Here is a 21069-nt window from a genome sequence, read left to right on the forward strand (position 1 = left end):
GGCGGTGGCCGCCCAGTCACCTCATCAGCGGCGAGCGGCTGCGGTCGTGACCTCGCTCCAGCGGTTGGTGCGCCCATTCCGCCACCAGGGCAGGAGTTGAACGAGGCCGAATGCCACCTCGACGACGAGGAACAGCCACAGCAGCCGGGTGGCACCGTGAGCCAGTGCGTACGTCTGCCACGCCGCGAATAGTGTGCGCGCGACGCCGTCGAGCAGGCCGTGTACGGGCTGCGCCTGGACGATGCGCAGGAGGGCCCAGACGACCACGACCGATCCCATCAGGTTGGCGTACAGGGTCTGCATCGGGTCAAGGGCGGGTAGGACGCCCAGTCCGAGCGCGCGACCCAACTGCGACAGCGTGCCGTGCAGCAGCGCATACGTCCACGGGGTCGCGAAGCCGGCCGTGATGACGAGGTCGTACCAGGCACTCGCACGGACGAGACGACGGTACGCGGGGCGGGAGGGGGCTAGAAGATCGATCACGACGGACGGCTCCTGGTGGCTTCGTCGGCGGGGACGCCCGACGGTAAACATTGGAGTACGCTCCAAGGTCAAGTCCACGAGCAGACGGAGGGTCATGCGTATCGGGGAACTGGCCGTCCAGGCGGGCATGAGCACGGACACGATCCGGTTCTACGAGAAGGTCGGCCTCCTCGCGGGTCGGCGCCTGCCCAACGGCTATCGGGACCTCCCGCCAGAGACCGTGGTGTGGCTGCACTACATCCGCACCGCGCAGCAGCTCGGCTTCTCGCTTGCGGAGATCGCGCGCAACGGCGAGCAACTGCGCGACTCACCCGACACCGCGGAAGCGCTGTCGGCGCTGTTCACGGAAAAGATCAACGTCATCGACGCCCGAATGGCCGAACTCGCCGCCCTGCGGGACGACCTCGCCGCGCGGATCGGCACGGGATGCCCCTTGCGGGCGGCCGGCCATGCCGCGAACTAGTCGGGCCTGCCAGTAGCTGTCCGGGCCGCCGGGACAGCGTCGCAGTGCTCCCTGACGATAAGAAATTTAGCAGGGATCTTGGCGTGACACCATCGGGCACACGACCGAATGCGCAGGTCATGGGCCATGGCTATGTTCGTCCGATGCCTACTGGAAAGATCACCGCGGCTGCGGCCGGTACGTGGACGCTCGGCGACCTGACCGTCAACCGGATCGGCTTCGGCGCGATGCGACTGACGGGCAGCGCTGCCTTCAACCTCGGCACGCCAAGCGACCGCGACCGGGTCATCGGTGTGCTGCGCCGGGCGGTCGAGTTGGGGGTGAACCACATCGACACCGCGGCGTTCTACTTCTCCTCGCTGCGCTCGGCCAACGAGCTGATCAACCGGGCGCTGGCGCCGTACCCCGACGATCTGGTCATCACCACGAAGGTCGGCCCCGGCCGGGATCCGTCGGGCGATTGGTTGCCCCTGGCCCGGCCGAATCAGCTACGTGGGCAGGTCGAGGAGAACCTGCGCCAGCTCGGCCGCGACCACCTGGACGTGGTGAACCTGCGCCAGCACGGCCTCGACTCGATCGCCGAGCATTTCGGTGCGCTTGCCGAGCTGCGCGACGCCGGCCTGATCCGGCACCTGGGCATCTCCAATGTCCGCCCGCAGCATCTCGCTCAGGCCCAGGCGATCGCCCCCGTCGTGTGCGTGCAGAACGCGTACGGCATCGACAACCGCACCAGCGACAAAACCCTCCGCGCATGTGGCGAGCAGGGCATCGCGTTCGTGCCGTTCTTCGCGGTCGCCGGTGACGGACGGGAGGCCGGCGGTGTCGCCGACAACGGCTCGGTCCTCGCCATCGCACGTGCACACGGCGCCACGCCCGCCCAGGTCCGGATCGCCTGGACGCTGAGTCGCGGGCCGCACGTGTTGGCCATCCCGGGAACGGGCAACCCGGATCACCTGGTCGAGAACGTGGCCGCCGGGGCGCTTCGCCTGTCCGCGGACGAACTGGCCAGCCTCGAATAGCGCCACGCCGGTTCGACCTCGCCGTCCCAGTCAAGTTCGGTCTCGGTGGCGATCAGGGTCTCGCCGTTCTCGCGTCGGGCTTCCCCGAGTTGCACGCCACGACGTGCAACACCTCGGCCGCGCAGGAGGTGGTCCAGCAGACCCTCACGGCGGGCGCGAGCACGCTGACCTACGACCCGGTCACCAAGCAGTACCAATACGTCTGGAAGACCGACAAGTCGCTGGCGAAGACGTGTGGACGCCTTGAGGTCACGCTGATCGACGGCACCACCCACTCGGCGAACTTCCAGTTCAACTAGCACTCGACGGAGGCGGTGGCGGTCCGCGGCTCCGGCCCCGGACCGCCACTGCTTGGGCGGGTCGCCCGGCCACCGCCCGGCGACGGGGTACCGGCGGTCAGCGGTCCACGTGGTTGCGCCATGAGTGCTGAGGCTCGTAGCCCAGCACCCGCCGTGCCTTGTCGATGCCGAGCAGGGTCTCATGCTCGCCGAGTTCCTTGCGGACCTCCACACCCGGGTAGACCTCGGCCATCAGGCTGGCACTGGATCTGCTCATGACCGTGTCGGCGTTGGCGATGATGAAGACGTCGGCGCCGGGCTGGTCGTGGGCGAGGGCCCGCTCGACCGCCTGGGCACCGTCACGGGCGTCGATGTAGCCCCACAGGTTCCACCGGCGCAGCCGGGGGTCGGCGTCGAAGGACGGGAACTGCGCGTAGTCCTCGACGTCCATGACGTTGGAGAACCGCAGACCCACCATGACCAGTTCGGGGTCCCATCGGCAGAAGTGCCGCGCCATCTCCTCCTCGAGCGCCTTGTTCAGCGAGTAGGTCGACTCCGGGCGCGGCGGATACTCCTCGTCGAGCGGCGCGTACGGCGGCGGGGTGTCGAACGGCAGCCCGAGCACGGTCTCGCTCGACGCCCACACCACCCGCTTGATCCCTGCCGCCCTGGCCGCGGCGAACACGTTGTACGTCGCGGCGGAGTTGTTCGCGAAGGTGGCCGCGTTGGACAGCAGCCCGGGGGCCGGCACCGCCGCCAGGTGCACGACGGCGTCGACCCTGCCGGCGTGCTCGTCGACGCCGCCGGTGAAAGCCTCCACCACCTGCCCGTAGTCGGTGAGGTCGACGAGCAGGAACTCGCCGTCGACCTCGCGGGGGTCGCGCCCGGCGGCGCGGTCCACGGCCAGCACGTCGACGCCCACGGCGCGCAGGTGCGCGACCACGGCGCGACCGAGTTTGCCGCTGGCCCCGGTGACGACAACGCGTCCGGGGAGTGCGGCTTCGAGAACGGGATCGGTCATGGTCACATCCTTGCTGTGGTACGTCGTACCGCGCACGAGGGTGCGGCGCGAGCGGTGGCGGATGGCGTGACGGTGTGCCTCGGCGACTGCCTGGACGCCGGCACCCGTGCCGACGTCATCGGGCGAGGATGGGCAGGGTGATGGTGAAGGTGGTGCCGACGTCGACCTGGCTGGCGACCGTGATGGTGCCGGCGTGGTCGGTGACGATCTGCCGGGCGATCGCGAGTCCGAGCCCGCCGCCACCGGTGTGCCGCCCGCGGGCCGGGTCGGCCCGCCAGAACCGATCGAAGATGTGCGGCACCGCCGAGGGTTCGATGCCGGTGCCGGTGTCCACGACCCGGATCACGGCGACCGCGTCGGTCCGGCTGGCGTGCAGGGAGATGCTGCCGCCGGACGCGGTCGCCCGCACCGCGTTCGTGATCAGGTTACCGAGGACCTGCCGCAGCCGGTCCGGGTCGGCGTTCACTACCGGCGGCCCGGCCGGCGCGTCCGAGGCGGCCGGCTGGGTGGCCGGTGCGACGTGGACGCTCAGGGTCACCCCGGCGACCTCGGCCCGTGCCCGGTGCGTGGTCCGGCAGGTCTCCAGGAGTTCGGCGACGTCGACCGCCACCCGGTGATAGGTGAGTCTTCCCGCCTCGGCGAGCGCCAGGTCCTGCAGATCGTCGACGATCCGTTGCTGGAGCACGGCCTCCTCGTGCAGGGAGGCGAAGAGTTCCGGGTCGGGGGCGATCACCCCGTCGGCGAGCGCTTCGAGGTAGCCGCGCAGGTTGGCCAGCGGGGTGCGTAGTTCGTGAGCCACGTCGGCGACGAGCCGCCGTTGTCGTTCCTCACCGCGTTGCAGTGAGTCGGCCATCCGGTTGAACGAGCGGCCGAGGTTGGCCAGTTCGTCGTTCCCCTGCACCGGGACCCGGCTGCTCAGGTCTCCCCGGCCGAGGTGCTGGGCCACGGTGGTCAGGGTCCGGATCGGACGCAGCACCCGATGGCTCAACACGCCGGTGCCCAGGATGACCACGAGGGCCACACCGGCCGCGGCGGCGAGCAGCGGACCGGTCGCCACCGGGCGCGCCGCGTCCCCACGGGCACCGAAATAGATCCGGACCGGCACGGGCGTCACGTCACGGATCCCCTCGGTGAACGCGCCGGCGAGGCAGCGCAGCTGGTCTTCGCGGGTCGCTGCAGCGGAGGGCGGGCGCTGTGCCTCGGCGGGCACGGGAATTCTCTCGGTCCTGTCCGTGGAGGCCGTGCCGCAGGCCTCCACCTGCCCGGTCGCCTCGGCGTCGTCAGCGGCGGCGGCGACGCTGTCGCAGTTCGCCATGATCTCTCTGAGGTCCGGTTGCCCCGGCGACACGGGCGCGAACTGCGGCAGACCGAGGTAGCCGGACGAGCGCTCCAGCGGGACTCCGCCGGCCGACAGGCAGGCCGCGTACCGGGCGGTGTGGCGGTATTCGGCGATCGCACCGGCGGTGGTCTTCGCGGCATTGGGGCCGGCGACTGTCAGCGGCAAGGTCGGCCGCGGATCGACGATGGCGCTGCTGCTGCCGAGCGGGCGGGCCGCGCGGCCTTCCTCGGTGTCGGTGTCGACCAGCACCACACCGGACTCGGTCACCACGTGAATCCGCTGGCCGGTCCTGGACCGCAGATCCCGTACCAGGTCGACCACCCCCGTCCACGTCCCGTGTTCCTGGCCGTACCGGGTCAGTTGTTCGGTGACCAGGTCGATCTGCGTCTGGTCGGCCGCCGCCGAGTCGAGGACCTGCTGGGACGCCTGGCGCAGGGTCAGCCAGGCGGTCGCCACGGTCGCGGTCACCGCGACGAGGACGACGAGCAACAGTAGTCGCAGGCGGAAGCTCACGGCCGGCGATCCGCCGACTGGCGAACCGACGAGCCGCCGGGGTCGGCCGGCCCCGGCCGGGGAGCGGCGAGCCGGTAGCCGCGGCCGAAGACGGTCTGCACGTAGCGTGGTGCCGCCGGATCGGTCTCGATCTTGCGGCGAAGGTTCATCACGTGCGCGTCGACCGTGCGCTCCAGCACGAAATGGTCGAAGCCGAACGCTCGATCGATGATCTGGGTCCGGGTGAACGCTCGTCCCGGCTCTCCGGCGAGCACCTCGAGAATGCCGAACTCCTTGGCGGTCAGCGTGACCGGCCGGCCCGCCACCCGTACCTCGAACCGGCCCGGGTCGACCTCCAGGTCGCCCACCTGCAGCACCGCCTGGGTTCCCGCGGTCACGACACCGGCCCGCCGGAGCAGGGCCCGCACCCGGGCGGTGAGCTCGCGCGGGCTGTACGGCTTGGTGATGTAGTCGTCGGCGCCGATGTCGAGGCCGAGCAGAACGTCGTCCTCCGTGGTACGGGCGGTCAGCAACAGGATGGCCACGTCCGATTCGGCGCGCAGGATCCGGCACACGTCGAGTCCGTCGACGACCGGCATCATCACGTCGAGGACCACCAGGTCCGGACGGCGGCTCCGGGCCTGGTCGAGCGCGCTGCGCCCGTCGCCGACCACCAGCACGGTGTGTCCCTCGCGCTCGAGGTAGAGCCGAATCAGGTTGGCCTGCTTGGGATCGTCCTCGGCGACCAGAATCCGTCCGCCCATGTCGCTCCATCCTGATCGGGCCCGGGGGCGGCCGGCACGTCACGGCGAGCCGGCCACCTCGTCGTCACTGACGGTGACGATGCCCCGGGTGGTTCGCGAGATCCGACGCGCGGCCCTCGTCGCAGAGCGTAGCCATGCCGGCGGCTTCAGCGAAGCCAGGGGATCCTCCGGTCGAGCAGCCCGCGATGCTTCAGTTCCTGGCGCAGGGGGATGTCGTCGTCCACGTGCCCGTCCCAGTTGATGCCCCAGTAGTTGGCCGTGTGCTTCCCGTCGCCCAGCAACTGGCGTTGCACCGGCGTGCGGGCCGCCCACCACGGCCCCTCCCGGTCGACGTGCAGGTCGTCGAGCGGCCGGATCCAGCGGTACGTGTAACCGACGAAGAGCATCTTGCGGGTGATCGCAGAGCGGTTCGTCGACCTGGAGTGCCAGAGCCGGCGGTCGAAGACGAAGGCGTCGCCCGGCTTTGCGGTGATCTCCACCGTGCCCGTGGGATCCGGGTGGTACGCCGACACGTCGTCGGGCCGAGGCAGGCTGTTCCGCACCTGGCTGCCGGGGATGATCTTCGTCGCGCCGCGACCCGGCTCGGAGAGGTCGGACAGCACGTAAGCCACCTTGAGCGAGAACATCGGCCGGGGCACCTCCGGATCCAGCGTCTCCGGGTCGGAGTTCTGCCGATACCCGTCCTGGTGCCATCCCCAGTACGGGCGCTCCGGCTCCCGCGCCGGTGGCGTCACGTCCAGGTGGTGGTGATGCGTATAGATGTTCCAGCCGAGCAACCCCCACACGTAGGGAAACGTCACGGGATGAGTGAGCAGGTCACCGAAGAGGTGATCGCGCTCCAGGAAGCCCAGCAGGTGCAGGGAACCGTCCGCGCCGGTGTTACCGGTGGCGCTCGCCCGCCCGTGGATCCGGTCCACCGCCTGCTCAAGTGCCGCCCGGTGTTCCTCGGTCAGCACGCCACGCAGCAGCAGAAAGCCCTGCTCGTGGAACTCCTTGCGGTCGACGTCGCTGATCGGCTCGTAGCCCGTCCGGCCGTCGTAGTCATACATCCGGCGATCTCCATCGGCGTGATTCCTGTCGTGGTGATCAGGAGCTAACCGGCCGGGTGTGAAGAAGCTGTGCGATTCGCATGGGTAACGGATGCGCCCCTTGCCGCACGGGTCCCCACCGAGGAACGATCCGTCTGCGGCGGCCGCCCGACTGAACTTGATCGTGCGCCGACAGCAGTTACACCGACATCAGCGTGCCGTGGAACAGGCCGGCCTGCCACCCGGGGGGACATAACCAGATGCTCGACTCCGCGACGACCCAGGTGATCAAAGCGGTCCCGCCCCGACCGGGGAACCAGGGTCGCCGACCCAGTCACTGGTTGCTGATCAGCGGCCTGCTGGCCCTGCTCCTCGCCGCCACCGCGCTGGTCGCGGTCTCGCCGCTGCGCCGCCCACTGCCCGCCCCGACGGTCACCCGGACCCTGCCCGCGTCGACCCTCATCCCCGGCAAGGCACCGGCGGTACCGTGGCCGAGGACCGGGCAGGCTGCCCTCTCGGTCGAGGGCGTCGGCACGCTCGGCACGTCGGGCGGGCGCAAGCCGGTGCCGATCGCGAGCGTGACCAAGGTGATGACGGCCTACGTCATCCTGACCGAACACCCCCTCGACCGGGGCGAGCAGGGCCCGAACCTCACCGTCACCGCGCAGCAGGCCGCCGCGTACCCGGAGGAGCAGGCGCGTGGCGAGTCCCTCGTGCCGGTCGTCGCGGGCGCGGTCTTCACCGAACGCCAGGCGCTGCAGGCGCTGCTGCTTCCCTCGGCAAACAACATGGCGCGGATCCTCGCCGCCTGGGACGCCGGCAGCATCCAGGCATTCGTCGCCAAGATGAACGACACCGCCGCGGCGCTCGGCATGACCGACACCCACTACACCGACCCGTCCGGGTACGACCCGGGCACCGTCAGCACCGCCGTCGACCAGGTGATCCTGGCCCGCAAGGCGATGGAACTGCCGGCGTTCGCGGAGATCGTGGCGCAGAAGACGGCCACCCTGCCGGTCGCCGGCCCCGTACGCAACTACAACTCCCTGGTCGGCAAGGACGGCGTCGTGGGGATCAAGACCGGCTCCACCGACCAAGCCGGCGGCTGCCTGGTCTTCGCCGCCGTCGTCAAGGTGGGCGGCCGGGAATTCACCATCGTGGGCGCCGTCCTCGGGCAGCCCGGCGCCCACACCCCCGAGCAACTGGACCGGGTGTTCCGGGCGACCCGACCGCTGGTCCGCACCGCCGCCAGGGCGATCGGGGTGCACCCCGTCATCCGGGCCGGCGATCAGGTCGCCACCGTCCGCGCCCCGCTCGGCGGCGGCACGACGCTCACCGCCGCGCAGGACCTGACCGTGGTGGGCTGGCCCGGCATGCGGGTCCGGCTGGACGTCGACATCCCGGCCGTGCCGGCACGGCTGCCGGCCGAGACCGAACACGGCCGGGTCACCGCAGTCGCCGGCGCGGGTACGCCGGTCGCCACCCCGCTGCGCACCGGAGCCGGGCTGGAGCCGCCGAGCACCTGGGACCGGATCCGACAGCACCGCTGAGCCCGCGCCCGGCACCGGGCGCACCCGTGGGCGGACACACCGCACTAGCGTGGATGGCGGTGACGAATCAGGACGGAGCTGGCACGTGCGGACGGAGCAGGACGGAGAGCCGTCGGTGACGGAGTTGCTCACCGCGGCGCGTGCCGGCGACGGGGATGCCTTCGGCCGGCTCGTCGGGCCGTTGCGCGACGAGTTGCGGGCACACTGCTACCGGATGCTCGGGTCGGTTCATGACGCGGAGGATGCCGTCCAGGACGCGCTGGACCGGGCTTGGCGCAGTCTGCAGCGGTTCGAGCACCACGGGTCGATCCGGCCATGGCTTTACAAGATCGCGACGAACCGGTCGTTGACGCTCGTCGAGCGCAGGGGGCGGCGGGAACTGCCCGCGGACCTGGGCTCCGAAGGTGCGCCGCTGGCGGAACGGGCGTGGCTGGAACCGTACCCGGATCAGCTGATGGGCTGGACCGCACGGCTGAGCCCGGAGGACCGCGTGCTCGCGCGGGAGAGCGTCGAGCTGGCGTTCGTCGCCGCCCTGCAGCACCTGTCGCCTCGGCAGCGAGCCGTCCTGCTGCTCCGCGAGGTGCTCGGTTACTCCGCCGCCGAGGCGGCCGAGCTGTTGGACACCACGGTCGCCGCGGTCAACAGCGCCCTGCAGCGAGCCCGGAAGGTGCTCGCCGACCTGCTGCCGCAGGCCAGTCAGCGACAGACCCTGGACGCACTGGGCGACGCGACGCAGCGGGACGTGGTCAAGCGGTACCTGACCGCGTGGGAGGCCGGCGACGTCGACGCCATCGTGGCGATGCTGACCGAGGACGCACGGTACTCGATGCCACCGCTGAGCACCTGGTACGAGGGCCGGGACGCCATCCGCGAATTCCTGGTCGAGGCGGTGCTCCAGCATCGCTGGCGCTTCCGGCCGGCGCGGGCCAACGGGCAGCTCGCGTTCGGCACCTACCGATGGGACGACGAGCGCCTCGCGTACGTCCCGGCCGGCCTGGACCTGCTCACGCTGCGTGGTGGCCGGGTGGCCGAGGTGGTCTCGTTCCTGGACGCCCACTTCCCCACCTTCGGCCTGCCGGCACAGCTGGCGGAGAAAATCTGACGGCGCGCGATGAGTTTCCGGGCCGGCCCGGGTTGTAGTCCTGACGGACACACCAACCGAGAGGGCCGCACGGAGCATGCCTACCGACGAGGAACAGATCCGCACCCTGATCGAGCGCTGGGCCGACGCCGTCCACCGCGGTGACCTCAGCGCCGTCCTTGCCGACCACGCGAAGGACATCGTGATGTTCGACGTGCCGCCACCGCGGCAGGGCGTCCGCGGCCTGGACGCCTACCGGGAAACCTGGCCGCCGTTCTTCCAGTGGCAGGCCCAGGGCGCCTCGTTCGAGATCGAGTCGCTCGACATCACCGCCGGCGACGAGGTTGCCTTCGCGTACGCGCTGCTGCGCTGCGGCACCCCGGACGAGTTCGCCCACGATCCCGACAACCGGCTCCGGCTGACGCTCGGGCTCCGCAAGCAGGACGGCCGGTGGGTCGTCACCCACGAGCACCACTCCTTCCCACTCACCGACCCGGCCCCCGCTGACGTCGGCCCCGATCGGCGCGACGACGCCGCCGCGGAGCAGGACCTGCGCCGGCTGCACCAGCGGTGGTTCGACCGCACCGCCGCGAAGGACCTCGACGGCCTGATGGCCGGCATCGCCGACGACGTCATCTCCTACGAACACGACCATCCCCTGCAGCACGTCGGCGTGCAGGCGGTACGCGAGGTCTGCAAGGCCGGCCTCGACGCCGCCGGCGACGGCAGCGTCACCTGGCAGGTGCCCGACCTGAAGATCCTGGTCAACGGCGATCTGGCGGTCGCCTGGGGTCTCAACCAGGTCCGGGTGACGCCGGCCGACGGCCAGACCGCCGACAGTTGGTCGCGCGGAACCCGGATCTTCGAACGGCGAGACGGTGCCTGGCTGATGATCCACCAGCACCTGTCGTACCCCTACGATCCGTCCACCGGTCGGGCGCGGACCGACCTGCATCCGTAGTCCTCGTTCCTCGCGCCGATCGTTGCTCCCCACGGATGTGGATCAGGTGGGGACGGCCGGTCCGGCAGGTGCCGTGACAGGGCCGTCTCCCGGCCCGGGCGGCACGTGCTCGGCCGGCGCTGCGTCGGCGGCCCGGGCGGGGGCCGCCGCCGGCAGCCGGCGGACGTCCCGGCTGGCCAACATGCCGAGTACGGCGAGCACCACCAACGCCGCGAGGATCAGCAGCGTGTCGCGGGGGCCGATCACCGCGGCGACCGGTCCGACCGCCACCTGGCCGAGTGGGATGGCGACGAAGGAGCCCAACATGTCGTACGAGTAGACGCGGGCCAGCCGTTCGGCGGGGATGTGCTGCGCGATCGAGGTGTCCCAGGCGACCGCGAACTGTTCCACGGCGATGCCGACGGCCACGCCGGCGGCCAGCAGCACGGCGACGGTCGGCGCCAGGGCCAGCGCCAACAGCAGGAACGACTCGGCGAACATGCAGGCCACCCCGAGCAGCAGCAGCCGGCGTACCCGGATCCGCAGGGCGACCAGCCCGCCGACGACCATTCCGGCGGTCTCCGCGGCCAGCACCACCCCCCAGGCGCTGCGGCCGATCGTCGCATCGGCGACGGCCGGGCCCAGCACGTTCACGCCGCCGGAGAGGGCCGCATTGAGGATCATGAAGCCGAGCACCACCACCCAGACCCAGGTCCGCGCGGTGAACTCGGTCCACCCCTCACGGAGGTCGGCGACGATGCTCGTGCCACTGGTCCGTGCCCGTGGGGCGGCGACCCGGACTCCGGTGAAGGCGACGGCCGCGATGGCGAAGGTGAGCGCGTCGATGGCGAGGCCCCAGCCGGGGCCGACGGCGGCCACCAGGAGCCCACCGAGCGCGGCGCCCCCGATCATGCCCGCGTTCATGCCGAGCCGGATGATCGCGTTGGCCGGCTGGATCATGTCCGGCGGCACGGTCTGCGGCGTCGCGGCGGCCGAGGCCGGCTGGGCCAGCGCACTCACGACGCCGTTGGCCGCGCTGAGCGCCAGCAACAGCGGGATCGTCGCCGTACCGGTGAGCACCAGAGCGGCCACCGCCGCCTGGGTCGACGCGCCGAGCAGATTGGAGCCGACCAGCACCACCCGGCGCGGAATCCGGTCGGCCACCACCCCGCCGAAGAGCACGAACAGCACGTTCAACAGCGACCGCGCGCCAACCACCAGGCCCAGGTCGCGCACCGAGCCGGTCAGATCGAGCACGGCGAAGGCCAGCGCGATGGGAGCGACCCCGTTGCCCAGCATGTTCACCAGGCGGCCGGTCGCCAGGTAACGGAACGCGGCGAACCGCAGCGGAGCGAACATCAGGCTCTCATCCTGGTCAGCCGCCCGGACGGCAGGTTTGGTGGCACAGATGACGGACTCGGCACCGGCCCACTCAACCACTTCGGGGCGTGGTGCCGCGTCCCGCAACCGGCGTGATCTTCGTCCCGGGCCGCGCGGTCAGTGGGTGCGCGGCGGGGTGTAGCCGATTCGGCCGTTGCCGGCGAGCGTTTGCTTCCGCACGCCCGCGATCCGCCGTCGCTACGGCGGCAGCGGACGCCAGCTCGTGCGGCCGGTCAGCGCCACCAGGGCCGGCGTGCCACCGCGACCGCACGGTCGACGGGCTCGGCCAGGTCGTCGCCGACCTGGTGGATGCTGCGGATCCATTCGGTCGCGACCACCAGCGCCATCGCGGATCCGGCCGCCGCCTCGTCGTCACGCCACCGTTGCAGGCAGGTACGCACCGGCCCGTCCAGATCCGGCAGGGCCGGCCAGGATGATCCGGCCCCCGTCTCGGCCAACCGGTCGGCCAGCCGCCCCAGCCCGCTCAGCAGCGCCTGCTGCGCCGTTCGGACGGGCTCGACCGCGTCCCGGCATTCGTCGGCCCGGTAGCCGAACTCGGTGACCGCGTTCTCCAGCAGGTTGGCCGCCATGGCCAGGTAGTTGGCCCCGGACAGCAGGACCACAGCCGTCGAGGCGTCGAGCGGTCCGGCCGACCGCTCGGCCAGGTAGGCGCCGAGCGCCAGCTCGGCCCGGGTCCGGGCGCCCGCTGGCGGGGCCGGAGCGGGCAGCCGTTCGGCGCCGACGGCCAGCACCCGGTCGAAGGCGTGCCGGAGCCGCCCGATCGCGGCCCGTTGGTATGCGGCGACGCTCCGGATGAACTGCCGGCGCGTCCCGTGCGGCCACAGCAGCAGGCTGAGCGCGACGCTGACGGCGACCCCGACGCCGACGTCCTCCAGCCGGATCAGGCCCAAGCGCCATCCCACCGGGGCGAGCAGGTTGAAAATGATCATCAGGTCGACCGTGAACGCGGCCTGGCTGAGCAGGAACCGCTGGGAGCCGGAGGTGTACGCGGACAGGAACACCGCGGCCGGCAGCACCGCCCACAGCCACGCCGGGTGCCCGGCGGTCGCGATGACCACAGCCGAACCGGCGGCGACGCCCACCACGTTGCCGGCGATGGCACGAAGCACCGAGCGGGCGGTTCCCAGAGCGTTGGTCCGCAGCACCTGCAACGTGCCCAGCACCACCCAGAACGCGTGTGGCAGGCCCAGCCGGACGGCGAGCCACACCGACACCGCCAGGCCGACCGCGGCCCGGAGGCTGTCCCGCAACGCGACCGAGCCCGGCGCCGCGGAGGACGCCAGCCACCGCAGCCGCCGATGGCGGACCTGCTGGTCGCCCAGGACCTCCCGGCCTCGTCCACTGCTCCGGGCACCGGTGTCCCGGCCCGCCGCCGCCGTTGCGTTCGCCGCCACCGCTGTCGCCAGATACGCCAGCACGCGCAGCGTGTGGTCGACGTTCAACGCGTCGAGGACCTGCTCACCGGCTGCCGGCGGGCCCAGCGACCGCCGCACCCACCGCTCCAGTGCGCGCCGGTGCGCCCACCGCCGCTCGTCGACCGCGCGGACGTCCGGCCCGCCCGCGCGGCCCGCCAGCGTGGCGGCGCTGGCCCGCAGGACGCCGGACATCGCCGCCACCAACTCGCCCTCGGTCCCGGTGCCCCGCCGGGCGAGGTGTTCGGGCCGGTACAGCGGATGACCGGCGACACCCACGAGCAACTGCAGATCGCCGATGAGTTCGGCGTACCCGCGCAGTCGATGCCGCGAGCCGACCGACCGGCTCGCCGTGCCGGCGTACCGGCGGCGAGCCGTGTCGACCGCCTCCGCCGCCGCCTGCCGGAGCCGGCTGAGACCCGGATCGTCCGGAGTGCGGGCCATCGCATCGATCAGGTCGGCTGCCGCGCGGCAGGCCGCGCCGGCGGCACGGGTCAGCGCCACCGGCCCGGCGCGGGGCAGCAGCAGGCCGGCGAGGGTCGCGGCGAGGCCGGCGAACAGCCATCCGGCCACCCGCATCGGAAGCTGCCCCGCGGCGGGGGGCAGCGTGACGGCCAGGACGAAGGAGAGCAGCAGGCCCAGCCGGGCCGTGCTGACGTGGCCGCCCACCACCGCGGCGAGGAAGGTGGTGACGAATGCCAGCAGGAACATCACGGCCGGGATGGCGACCAGCGAGCGGGACACCACCGTGCCGAGCGCCACCAGGACCGCTCCCGCCGCGGTGGCGAGCAGGTAGGAGCGGGTCCGTTCCCGGCGGGTGCCACCGAAGTCACTCATGATCAGCAGAGCGAAGCCGCCGAAGATGGTGAACGTGGCGAACGACTGGTTGCGGACCACGTACTGTCCGACCGCGAACAGACCCGGCAGCACGATCGCGGCGCGCACCCCGGCTCTCGGCGCGCTCCGCTCGGGATCAGCCAGCGCCGTCACCGCCCGGCGGAGGCGCCTGCGCGCGATCCGGCCGGGTGCCGCCGGCCCGCCGGCTCCGCCGCCGGAACTCCGGCTGTCCGGCCGACCGTCGGCGCCGTTCACCCCGCCGGGCTTCCCCATGAGGCATCAGTAGCCAGCAGCGAACCCACTACACCCGGGCCGCGGCAGAGATACGTACCCGAACCGACTCGAAGGGGTCCGCCGATGCCGGCACCGGCGGTGAAACAGGCACGAAACCGGCCGGTCCGGCCGGGAGCTGGCCAGGCGTCGACTTCCGCCTAGTCGCGTTCCCCGACCGCTTCGGTCCGCAACATCCGGGCGGGGACGCGCAGGTAACGGATCGCCCGCCGGTGGTGGGTGAACGCGACGTGCAGGTCCCCCGCGCTGTCCACCACCAGCGACGGGTAGCTCAGCTCCCGGTTGATCGCGTCGCGGGAGTTGTTCGACAGGGCGTACCCGTCACCGTCGGCCAGCAGCCAGCGCCGCGGCCAGGTCGAGCCGTCGTCGGCGGAGACGGCGAGGACCAGCGGTGCCCGGGGTGCGCCCCAGAAGGCGGTCCGGTCACCGTCACCGTCCTCGACCGCCCGCACCTGCGGGACGGCATTCTCGACGATGCCCGCTCCGTCGATCTCGTCGTACAGCGAGACCCGGCGGGCAACCGCGTCGCGGCGACTGCTGTCGTTGAACGCCAGGGCGGTCAGGCCGCCGGGCAACGCGACCGCCTGGATCGATGAGTTGTTGTTCGGCAACCCGACGGGGTGCGGCGGCTGCCAGGTGATCCCGTCCGGCGAGCCGCTGCGGTACACGTGGTCGGCCCAACGGCTGCGGAAGTAGGCGGTCAGCCCCCCGCCGGGGCGCGGCACGATGTTCATGTGGACCCGCCCGGTCGACGCCGGCACCGGCGCCTCCTGCCAGCTGCCACCGCCGTCGTCGGAGAACCAGACGCTGCTCGTGTCGTGCTCCCCGCTCCACGCCCGACCGGCCACCCTCGGGCAGGCGAAGGTCGGCAGCAGCCACCGCCCCGACGGCAGGACGACCGGGGGCTGCCGCACGAAGACGCCGCCGTGCGGGGACGACAGCAGGTCCCGCACCGGCCCCCAGGTGCGGCCCGAGTCGACGGACACGCGAGCCCGGACCACCGCGGTGTCCTGGTCCCCGGCGTGCTGCGCGGTGTGCAGCAGCCACAGCTCGCCGGTGGGCGCGGCGAACAGCACCGGATTCTGCTCGGAGCGGGTGGCGTCGTCGCTGAGTCGCACCGGATCGCGCCACCGGTCGGTGCCGGCCGGCAGGCGGGAGAACCAGACACTGATGTCGGCCACTCCCTCCTGCGTACCGCCGAACCACACACAGCCCAGGTCGCCGTCGGGCAGCACCGCCAGGTTGGCCGCGTGGGACTGCACCGTCCGGGTGGGCAGGTACGCCTCGCCGAAGCCGTCCGGCCGGGCCCGCACCAGCCCGTCGGTGGCCAGTCCGGCGGGGCTGCTCATCCCGCACCGCCGGCGGCCTTAAGGTGGTCGGCCGCCGCGCGTTCCAGGTGTACGAGGTCCGAGGAGACCGTCGCGAACGTGAAACCCTCAGCCAGTCGGCGGGCGGCGTCCGCACCGGCCGGGGTGTGGATCCCCGCCGCCACGCCCGCCTCGGCGGCGGCCCGGCTGATCCGCCGCAGCGCCGCCTCGAACACCTCCGCCACCGCCGGGTCGCCCGGGTACGCCCCGCCGACCGCCAGGCACAGGTCCGAGGGGCCGACGTAGACGCCGGTGAGACCCGGCACGGCGCAGATCTTCTCGACGTTGTCCAACCCCTCCGGGGTCTCGATCATGGCCAGACAGGCAACCGACGCGTCGGCCTCCGCCGGCACCGGGCCCACCCGCAGCGCCGACCGCATCGGCCCGTACGACCGGACGCCGCGCGGCGGGTACGTCGCCGCGGCCACCGCGCGCGCCGCGTCGTCCGCCGAGCTGACCAGCGGCACGATCACCCCGGCGGCGCCGGCGTCGAGGGCCTGGCCGATGTGGAACGGGTCGTTCGCCCCGACCCGCACCATCCCCACCGAGCCGCCACCGGCGTCGATCGCGGTCAGGCCGCGCAGGATCCCGCCGTACTCGACCAGTCCGTGCTGGGCGTCGATGCAGACGTAGTCGTAGCCCAGCCGGGCGATGCGCTCGGTGGACACCGGCGAGTCCATGATCACCCAGTAGCCCAGCGCACGCTCGCGCCGGCGGAGCCGGTCGGTGAAGGCGCGGGCGGTGGGCCGGGCGGCTGGCGGTTGCTCGGTGGTCACGATGGTCCTTCCTGGGTGGGTCAGCGGTTGTAGGCGGGCATCGGGCCGGCGAGGACGCGGCCGACCTCGTCGCAGGCGTCGAGCACGTCGCGCGGCAGCGGCCCGCGGGCCGCTGCCTGGATGTTGTCGCGCAGCTGCTGCGGCTTGGACCCGCCGAGCAGGACCGACGTCACCACCTCCCGGGACAGCAGCCAGCGCAGCGACAGCTCGGGCAGCGGTATCCCGGCGCCGTCGGCGATGCGCGACAGCCCCTCCACCGCCTCGAAGATCGGCCGGTTCCAGTACCGGTCGCGGTACATGCCCGACAGCGCGGAGCTGCCGAACCGGCCCTCGACCGGCGCCGCGTCGAACGAGTGCCGGCCGGTCAGCAGGCCACCGCCGAGCGGGTTGTAGACGACCGTGGCCAGTTCGTGGGTCCGCGCGTACTCGACGTACTCGTCCTCGATGCGGCGGGCCACCAGGTTGTACAGCTGCTGCGCCACGACGGGCCGCGGCGCGCCGGCGGCCGCGCACGCCGCTGCGACGTCGCTGATCTGCCACGCCGCGTAGTTCGACACCCCGATCGCCCCGGCCAGTCCGTCGCGGACCAGGTCGGCGAGCGCCTCGGCGGTCTCCTCCAGCGGCACCGACCGGTCCGGCTGGTGCAGGTAGAACAGGTCGACCCGGTCGGTGCCGAGCCGGCGCAGGCTGGTCTCGAGGGAAGCCCGGACGCCCTTGCGGGACAGCAGCGGGTGGCCACCGGCGTCCCCCGGGTAGATGCCGGCCTTGGTGGCCACGGTGACCTGGTCCCAGCGGCCCCGCAGGATCTCGCCGAGCATCTGCTCGCTGCGCCCGCCGGCGTAGCCGTTGGCGGTGTCGAAGGAGGTCAGGCCGTGGTCCAAAGCCGCGTCGACCATGGCCCGGGCGGTGTCCAGGTCGGCGGTGTCGCCGAAGGTCATGGTGCCCAGCACGAGCTCGGGCAGCGGGCGGCGCAGCCCGGTCAGCGGGGTGTGCCTCATGATGCCACCGCGCTCTCCGCCGCCCGGGCCGCCGCGACCTGCCGGACCATCTCGCGGGGCTTGCGGCCGCTGATCAGCGCCGGCTCCAGGACGCTGCGGCGCAGCCGCCGGGTGTACTCGTCCCGGGGCCGCTGCAGGACCTCCTCCGTCGGGCCCTGTTCGACGACCCGGCCGGTGCGCAACACCAGCACCTCGTCGCTCACCGCCCGCACCACGCCGAGGTTGTGCGAGATGAACAGGAACGTCAGGCCCTGCTCCCGCCGCAGCGTGGCGAGAATGTCGAGGACCTGCGCCTGCACGGAGACGTCGAGAGCGCTGGTCGCCTCGTCGCAGACCAGCAGGTCGGGCTCGGACGCCAGCGCCCGGGCGATGCCGATGCGCTGGCGTTGGCCGCCGGAGAACTCGTGCGGCCGGCGGTGCAGTGCCGAGCGGGGCAGGCCGACCCGGTCGAGCAGCTCGGCCGCCCGCCGCTCCCGGATGCTGCGCGACCGCTCGCCGCGTACGGCGATCGGCTCCGCCACGATCTGCTGAGCGTCCAGGTGCGGGTCGAGCGAACCGTACGGGTCCTGGAAGACCATCTGGATACGGTGCCGCAGCGGTCGCAGCTGCCGCTCGGTGAGGCCGGCCAGGTCGACGCCGTCGAAGGTGATCGACCCGGCGGTCGGCTTGACCAGCCGGACCAGGGCCCGGGCGATGGTCGACTTGCCCGAGCCGGACTCGCCCACCACGGCCAGCGAGCCGCCGCGGGGGATCCGGAAGGAGACGTCGTCGACCGCGCGGTGCAGCCCCGGGCCGTGGCCGTACTCCACCACGAGCCCACGGACGTCGAGCAGGGGCTGGTTCATGACACGCCTTCCTTCATCACCTGCGGCTGCGGCACGGCCGGCGTTCCCGGGTCGTCCCACGACCCGAGCTTCGGCAGCGCCGCCAGCAGCTTCCTGGTGTACGGGTGCTGGGGCCGGTCGATCACGTCCTCCACGGCGCCGCTCTCCACGAACCGGCCGGACTGCATCACGTGCACCCGGTCGCTCATCAGCCGGGCGACGCCGAGGTCGTGGGTGATGAGCAGCATCGCGGCGCCGGTGCGTTCCTGGATCTCCAGCAGCAGGTCCAGGATGCCGGCCTGCACCGTCACGTCCAGCGCCGAGGTGGGCTCGTCGGCGACGATGAGGTCGGCCTCGGCCGACAGCGCCATGGCGATCAGGACCCGCTGGAGCATCCCGCCGGAGAGCTGGTGCGGGTAGGACTTCAGCCGCCGCTCCGGCTGGCTGAGGTGGACCGCCCGCAGCAGGTCGAGGGCCCGCTCGCGGGCCTGCGCCTTCGAGACGCCGCGGTGCGACAGCCGGATCGCCTCCGTCATCTGCCGGCCGATGGTGGCGATCGGGCTGAGCGCCGTCATCGGGTCCTGCGGGATCAGTGCCACCGTCCGGCCGCGCAGGGCGGCGACGTGCCGCCGGCTGCCGATCACGTCCCGCCCGGCGATCTCCGCGTGGCCGCCGACCACGGCGAGGTCGTCCGGCAGCAGCCGGAGCAGGGCCATCGCCGTGGTCGACTTGCCGGAGCCGGACTCGCCGATGATCGTCACCGTCTCGCCGGGATCGATGCTGAAGCTGACCCCGTCGACCGCGCGCAGCGCGCCGAGCCCCGTCATCAGGTCGACGGTCAGGTCCCGCACAGTGAGCACGGCCATCAGGAGGTCACCGCCTTCGCGCGCCGCACCCGGTCGCGCAGTCCGTCCCCGAGCAGATTGACGCCGAGCACGAGCAGGGCGATCGCGACGCCGGGGATGGTGACCAGCCACCACGCGCCGGTGACGAAGAGTTCCCGGCCGTCGGAGATGATGCCGCCCCAGGTCGGGTAGGGGCGCTGCACGCCGGCGCCGAGGAAGCTCAGCGCGCTCTCCAGCAGCACCGCCTGGGCGAGCAGCAGGAGCACCACGACCAGGGTCTGGGACAGGATGTTCGGGATGATGTGCCGGGCGATGATGCGCAGCCGGCCGAGCCCGAGGACCCGGGCGGCGGCCACGTACGGTTTCTCCCGTTCGACCAGCACGAGCGCCCGGGTCAGCCGGGCCGGTTCGGGCCACTGTGCGACGGCGATCACCAGGGTGATGACGAGGATCGACGGGCCGAACAGCGCCACGACGAGCAGCAGCATCAGCAGCAGCGGCAGGGACATCTGCGCCTCGAGCAGGCGCGAGATGACGGTGTCCACCCACCCGCCGAAGTAGCCGGCGGCGGCGCCGGCCACGATGCCGATCAGCCCGGACAGCAGGATCGCCAGCAGCCCGATGAGCAGCGAGGTCTGCCCGCCGTGCAGGATGCGCGAGAGCAGGTCGCGGCCGTTGGGGTCGGTGCCGAGCAGGTGCCCGGGGCTCAGCGGCGGCAGCGAGGTCTCCCGGAGCACGCCGTGCACCGGGTCGGGCAGCGGCAGGACGCGGGCGAGGGCCACCGGGACCACGACGACCCCCGTGCACAGCGCGCCGACCCACATCTTGATCGTGCTGTAGCGGGCCTTGCGCGCCGCCGCCGACCGGCGCAGCACCTTGGGCGGCACGGCGGTACGGGTGGGAGAGACGGCCAGATCGCTCATCGGCGGGCCTCCTGAAGCCGGACGCGGGGATCCATGAGGGGGTAGAGCATGTCCACCAGGAGTTGGACCAGCAGGGCGAGCACCACCGTCACCAGCACCGTCGCCTGGATCAGCGGGAAGTCCCGCCGTTCCAGGGCGTCCACCACCAGCTCGCCGACCCCGGGCCATTTGAAGACAACCTCGACGATCACCACGCCGTTGAGCATGGCGGCGAAGCGGGTGCCCAGCGCCGTGACCACCGGGATGGACGAGTTGGCGAAGGCGTACCGCCAGGTCAGACGGCGCTCGGAGACGCCGCGGGACCGGGCGATGGTGACGTACGGGGCGTTGAGGTTGGTCACCATCTCGCGCCGGACGAGCCGTGAGATGAGGGCTACCTGCAGGATGACAATGGTCAGGCAGGGCAGCACGATCGAGCTCATCGAGGTGAACCCGGACGGCGGGAACCACTGCAGGTTCACCGCGAAGACGATCAGCAGCACGAAGCCGATCCAGAAGTCCGGCATCGACTGCCCGGCGATGGTCGCGATGTTGGCGCCGAGTTCCCCGGCGGTGTTGCCCCGGCGGGCCATCCACACCCCGAGCGGGATGGCCAGCAGGGCGGTCACGGCGATGGCCGCGACGGCGAGCGTGATGGTGTACGGCAGGCGGTCCAGCACCACCTGCAACGCGGACTGGCGGAACTGGAACGACTCGCCGATGTCCCCGCGCAGCAGGTGCTGCAGGTAGGTCAGGTACTGCCCGAGGACGGGCTGGTCGAGCCCGAACTCGTGCCGTACCGCCGCCAGTTGCTCGCTGGACGGGTTGGGTGGCGCGTAGTTCACCGCCGGGTCGCCGGGCGCCATGCGCAGCAGGACGAAGACGACGGTGACGGTGAACCACGCGGTGAGCACCGTCTGGAGGAGGCGCTTGAGGAGGTAGCGGGGCATGGCGCTGC

At 72.1% G+C, this 21069-nt stretch carries 20 protein-coding genes; 6 read left to right on the top strand and 14 right to left on the bottom strand.

Translation table 11 applies throughout. From position 1 onward, the window contains the following. Positions 1–24 precede the first annotated feature (24 nt). Positions 25–483, bottom strand: a complete 459-nt coding sequence (locus ACFYML_RS21000; RefSeq protein ID WP_387422243.1) for a hypothetical protein — start codon at positions 481–483, stop codon at positions 25–27. Positions 484–577: 94 nt separating this feature from the next. Between ACFYML_RS21000 and ACFYML_RS21005 the strand changes: the two genes are divergently transcribed. The 3 genes from ACFYML_RS21005 (at position 578) to ACFYML_RS21015 (ending at position 2264) form a co-directional block, all read left to right on the top strand. Further along, on the top strand, positions 578–946 hold the full coding sequence (locus tag ACFYML_RS21005; RefSeq protein ID WP_387422244.1) for a MerR family transcriptional regulator: 369 nt from the start codon (positions 578–580) through the stop codon (positions 944–946). 143 nt (positions 947–1089) lie between these two features. Further along, on the top strand, positions 1090–1965 hold the full coding sequence (locus ACFYML_RS21010; protein ID WP_387422289.1) for an oxidoreductase: 876 nt from the start codon (positions 1090–1092) through the stop codon (positions 1963–1965). Further along, positions 1962–2264, top strand: a complete 303-nt coding sequence (locus tag ACFYML_RS21015; protein WP_387422290.1) for a PxKF domain-containing protein — start codon at positions 1962–1964, stop codon at positions 2262–2264. The genes ACFYML_RS21010 and ACFYML_RS21015 overlap by 4 nt, the downstream gene beginning before the upstream one ends. Before the next feature lie 97 nt (positions 2265–2361). Here the strand turns inward: ACFYML_RS21015 and ACFYML_RS21020 are convergent, their stop codons facing one another. From ACFYML_RS21020 to ACFYML_RS21035, 4 genes are all read right to left on the bottom strand, one after another. Then, positions 2362–3264, bottom strand: a complete 903-nt coding sequence (locus ACFYML_RS21020) for an NAD-dependent epimerase/dehydratase family protein (RefSeq protein ID WP_387422245.1) — start codon at positions 3262–3264, stop codon at positions 2362–2364. A 115-nt stretch (positions 3265–3379) separates the two neighbouring features. After that, a complete protein-coding gene (locus ACFYML_RS21025) occupies positions 3380–5116 on the bottom strand; it encodes an ATP-binding protein (protein ID WP_387422246.1) in 1737 nt (578 codons plus the stop codon). Beyond that, positions 5113–5859, bottom strand: a complete 747-nt coding sequence (locus tag ACFYML_RS21030) for a response regulator transcription factor (protein ID WP_387422247.1) — start codon at positions 5857–5859, stop codon at positions 5113–5115. Before ACFYML_RS21030 ends, ACFYML_RS21025 begins: the two co-directional genes overlap by 4 nt. Before the next feature lie 146 nt (positions 5860–6005). Further along, positions 6006–6908: a phytanoyl-CoA dioxygenase family protein gene (locus ACFYML_RS21035; protein ID WP_387422248.1), complete on the bottom strand. Its 903-nt coding sequence runs from the start codon at positions 6906–6908 to the stop codon at positions 6006–6008. Positions 6909–7147: 239 nt separating this feature from the next. Between ACFYML_RS21035 and ACFYML_RS21040 the strand changes: the two genes are divergently transcribed. The 3 genes from ACFYML_RS21040 to ACFYML_RS21050 all read left to right on the top strand — a co-directional run bounded on the left by ACFYML_RS21040 (position 7148) and on the right by ACFYML_RS21050 (position 10479). Next, on the top strand, positions 7148–8437 hold the full coding sequence (locus ACFYML_RS21040) for a D-alanyl-D-alanine carboxypeptidase family protein (protein WP_387422249.1): 1290 nt from the start codon (positions 7148–7150) through the stop codon (positions 8435–8437). Positions 8438–8522: 85 nt separating this feature from the next. Then, a complete protein-coding gene (locus ACFYML_RS21045; RefSeq protein WP_387422250.1) occupies positions 8523–9539 on the top strand; it encodes a sigma-70 family RNA polymerase sigma factor in 1017 nt (338 codons plus the stop codon). A gap of 76 nt (positions 9540–9615) precedes the next feature. Next, entirely contained in the window at positions 9616–10479 is an 864-nt protein-coding gene (locus tag ACFYML_RS21050; RefSeq protein ID WP_387422251.1) for a YybH family protein, read from the top strand. A gap of 42 nt (positions 10480–10521) precedes the next feature. On the opposite strand, the gene ACFYML_RS21055 is transcribed toward ACFYML_RS21050, so the two are convergent. The 9 genes from ACFYML_RS21055 to ACFYML_RS21095 form a co-directional block, all read right to left on the bottom strand. Beyond that, the gene (locus tag ACFYML_RS21055; protein ID WP_387422252.1) at positions 10522–11817 is read right to left on the bottom strand and encodes an MFS transporter; all 1296 of its coding nucleotides are present in this window, start codon (positions 11815–11817) and stop codon (positions 10522–10524) included. Positions 11818–12071: 254 nt separating this feature from the next. Then, positions 12072–14216 carry an FUSC family protein gene (locus ACFYML_RS21060; protein ID WP_387422253.1) on the bottom strand — a complete coding sequence of 715 codons (2145 nt, stop codon included), beginning with the start codon at positions 14214–14216 and terminating at the stop codon, positions 12072–12074. 323 nt (positions 14217–14539) lie between these two features. After that, positions 14540–15748 carry an exo-alpha-sialidase gene (locus ACFYML_RS21065; RefSeq protein WP_387422254.1) on the bottom strand — a complete coding sequence of 403 codons (1209 nt, stop codon included), beginning with the start codon at positions 15746–15748 and terminating at the stop codon, positions 14540–14542. Next, positions 15745–16542 carry an HpcH/HpaI aldolase/citrate lyase family protein gene (locus tag ACFYML_RS21070; RefSeq protein WP_387422255.1) on the bottom strand — a complete coding sequence of 266 codons (798 nt, stop codon included), beginning with the start codon at positions 16540–16542 and terminating at the stop codon, positions 15745–15747. The genes ACFYML_RS21065 and ACFYML_RS21070 overlap by 4 nt, the downstream gene beginning before the upstream one ends. Positions 16543–16562: 20 nt before the next feature. Then, on the bottom strand, positions 16563–17540 hold the full coding sequence (locus tag ACFYML_RS21075; protein WP_387422256.1) for an aldo/keto reductase: 978 nt from the start codon (positions 17538–17540) through the stop codon (positions 16563–16565). Beyond that, positions 17537–18385 (bottom strand): ATP-binding cassette domain-containing protein, encoded by an 849-nt coding sequence (locus ACFYML_RS21080; RefSeq protein WP_387422257.1) that lies wholly within the window; start codon positions 18383–18385, stop codon positions 17537–17539. The genes ACFYML_RS21075 and ACFYML_RS21080 overlap by 4 nt, the downstream gene beginning before the upstream one ends. Further along, positions 18382–19230 (bottom strand): ABC transporter ATP-binding protein, encoded by an 849-nt coding sequence (locus ACFYML_RS21085; protein WP_387422258.1) that lies wholly within the window; start codon positions 19228–19230, stop codon positions 18382–18384. Before ACFYML_RS21085 ends, ACFYML_RS21080 begins: the two co-directional genes overlap by 4 nt. Then, on the bottom strand, positions 19230–20132 hold the full coding sequence (locus tag ACFYML_RS21090; RefSeq protein WP_387422259.1) for an ABC transporter permease: 903 nt from the start codon (positions 20130–20132) through the stop codon (positions 19230–19232). The genes ACFYML_RS21085 and ACFYML_RS21090 overlap by 1 nt, the downstream gene beginning before the upstream one ends. Further along, a complete protein-coding gene (locus ACFYML_RS21095) occupies positions 20129–21061 on the bottom strand; it encodes an ABC transporter permease (RefSeq protein ID WP_387275977.1) in 933 nt (310 codons plus the stop codon). The genes ACFYML_RS21090 and ACFYML_RS21095 overlap by 4 nt, the downstream gene beginning before the upstream one ends. Between the last annotated feature and the right edge of the window lie 8 nt (positions 21062–21069).

This window comes from Micromonospora sp. NPDC007230, assembly GCF_042869115.1.
Taxonomy (GTDB): Bacteria; Actinomycetota; Actinomycetes; order Mycobacteriales; family Micromonosporaceae; genus Micromonospora.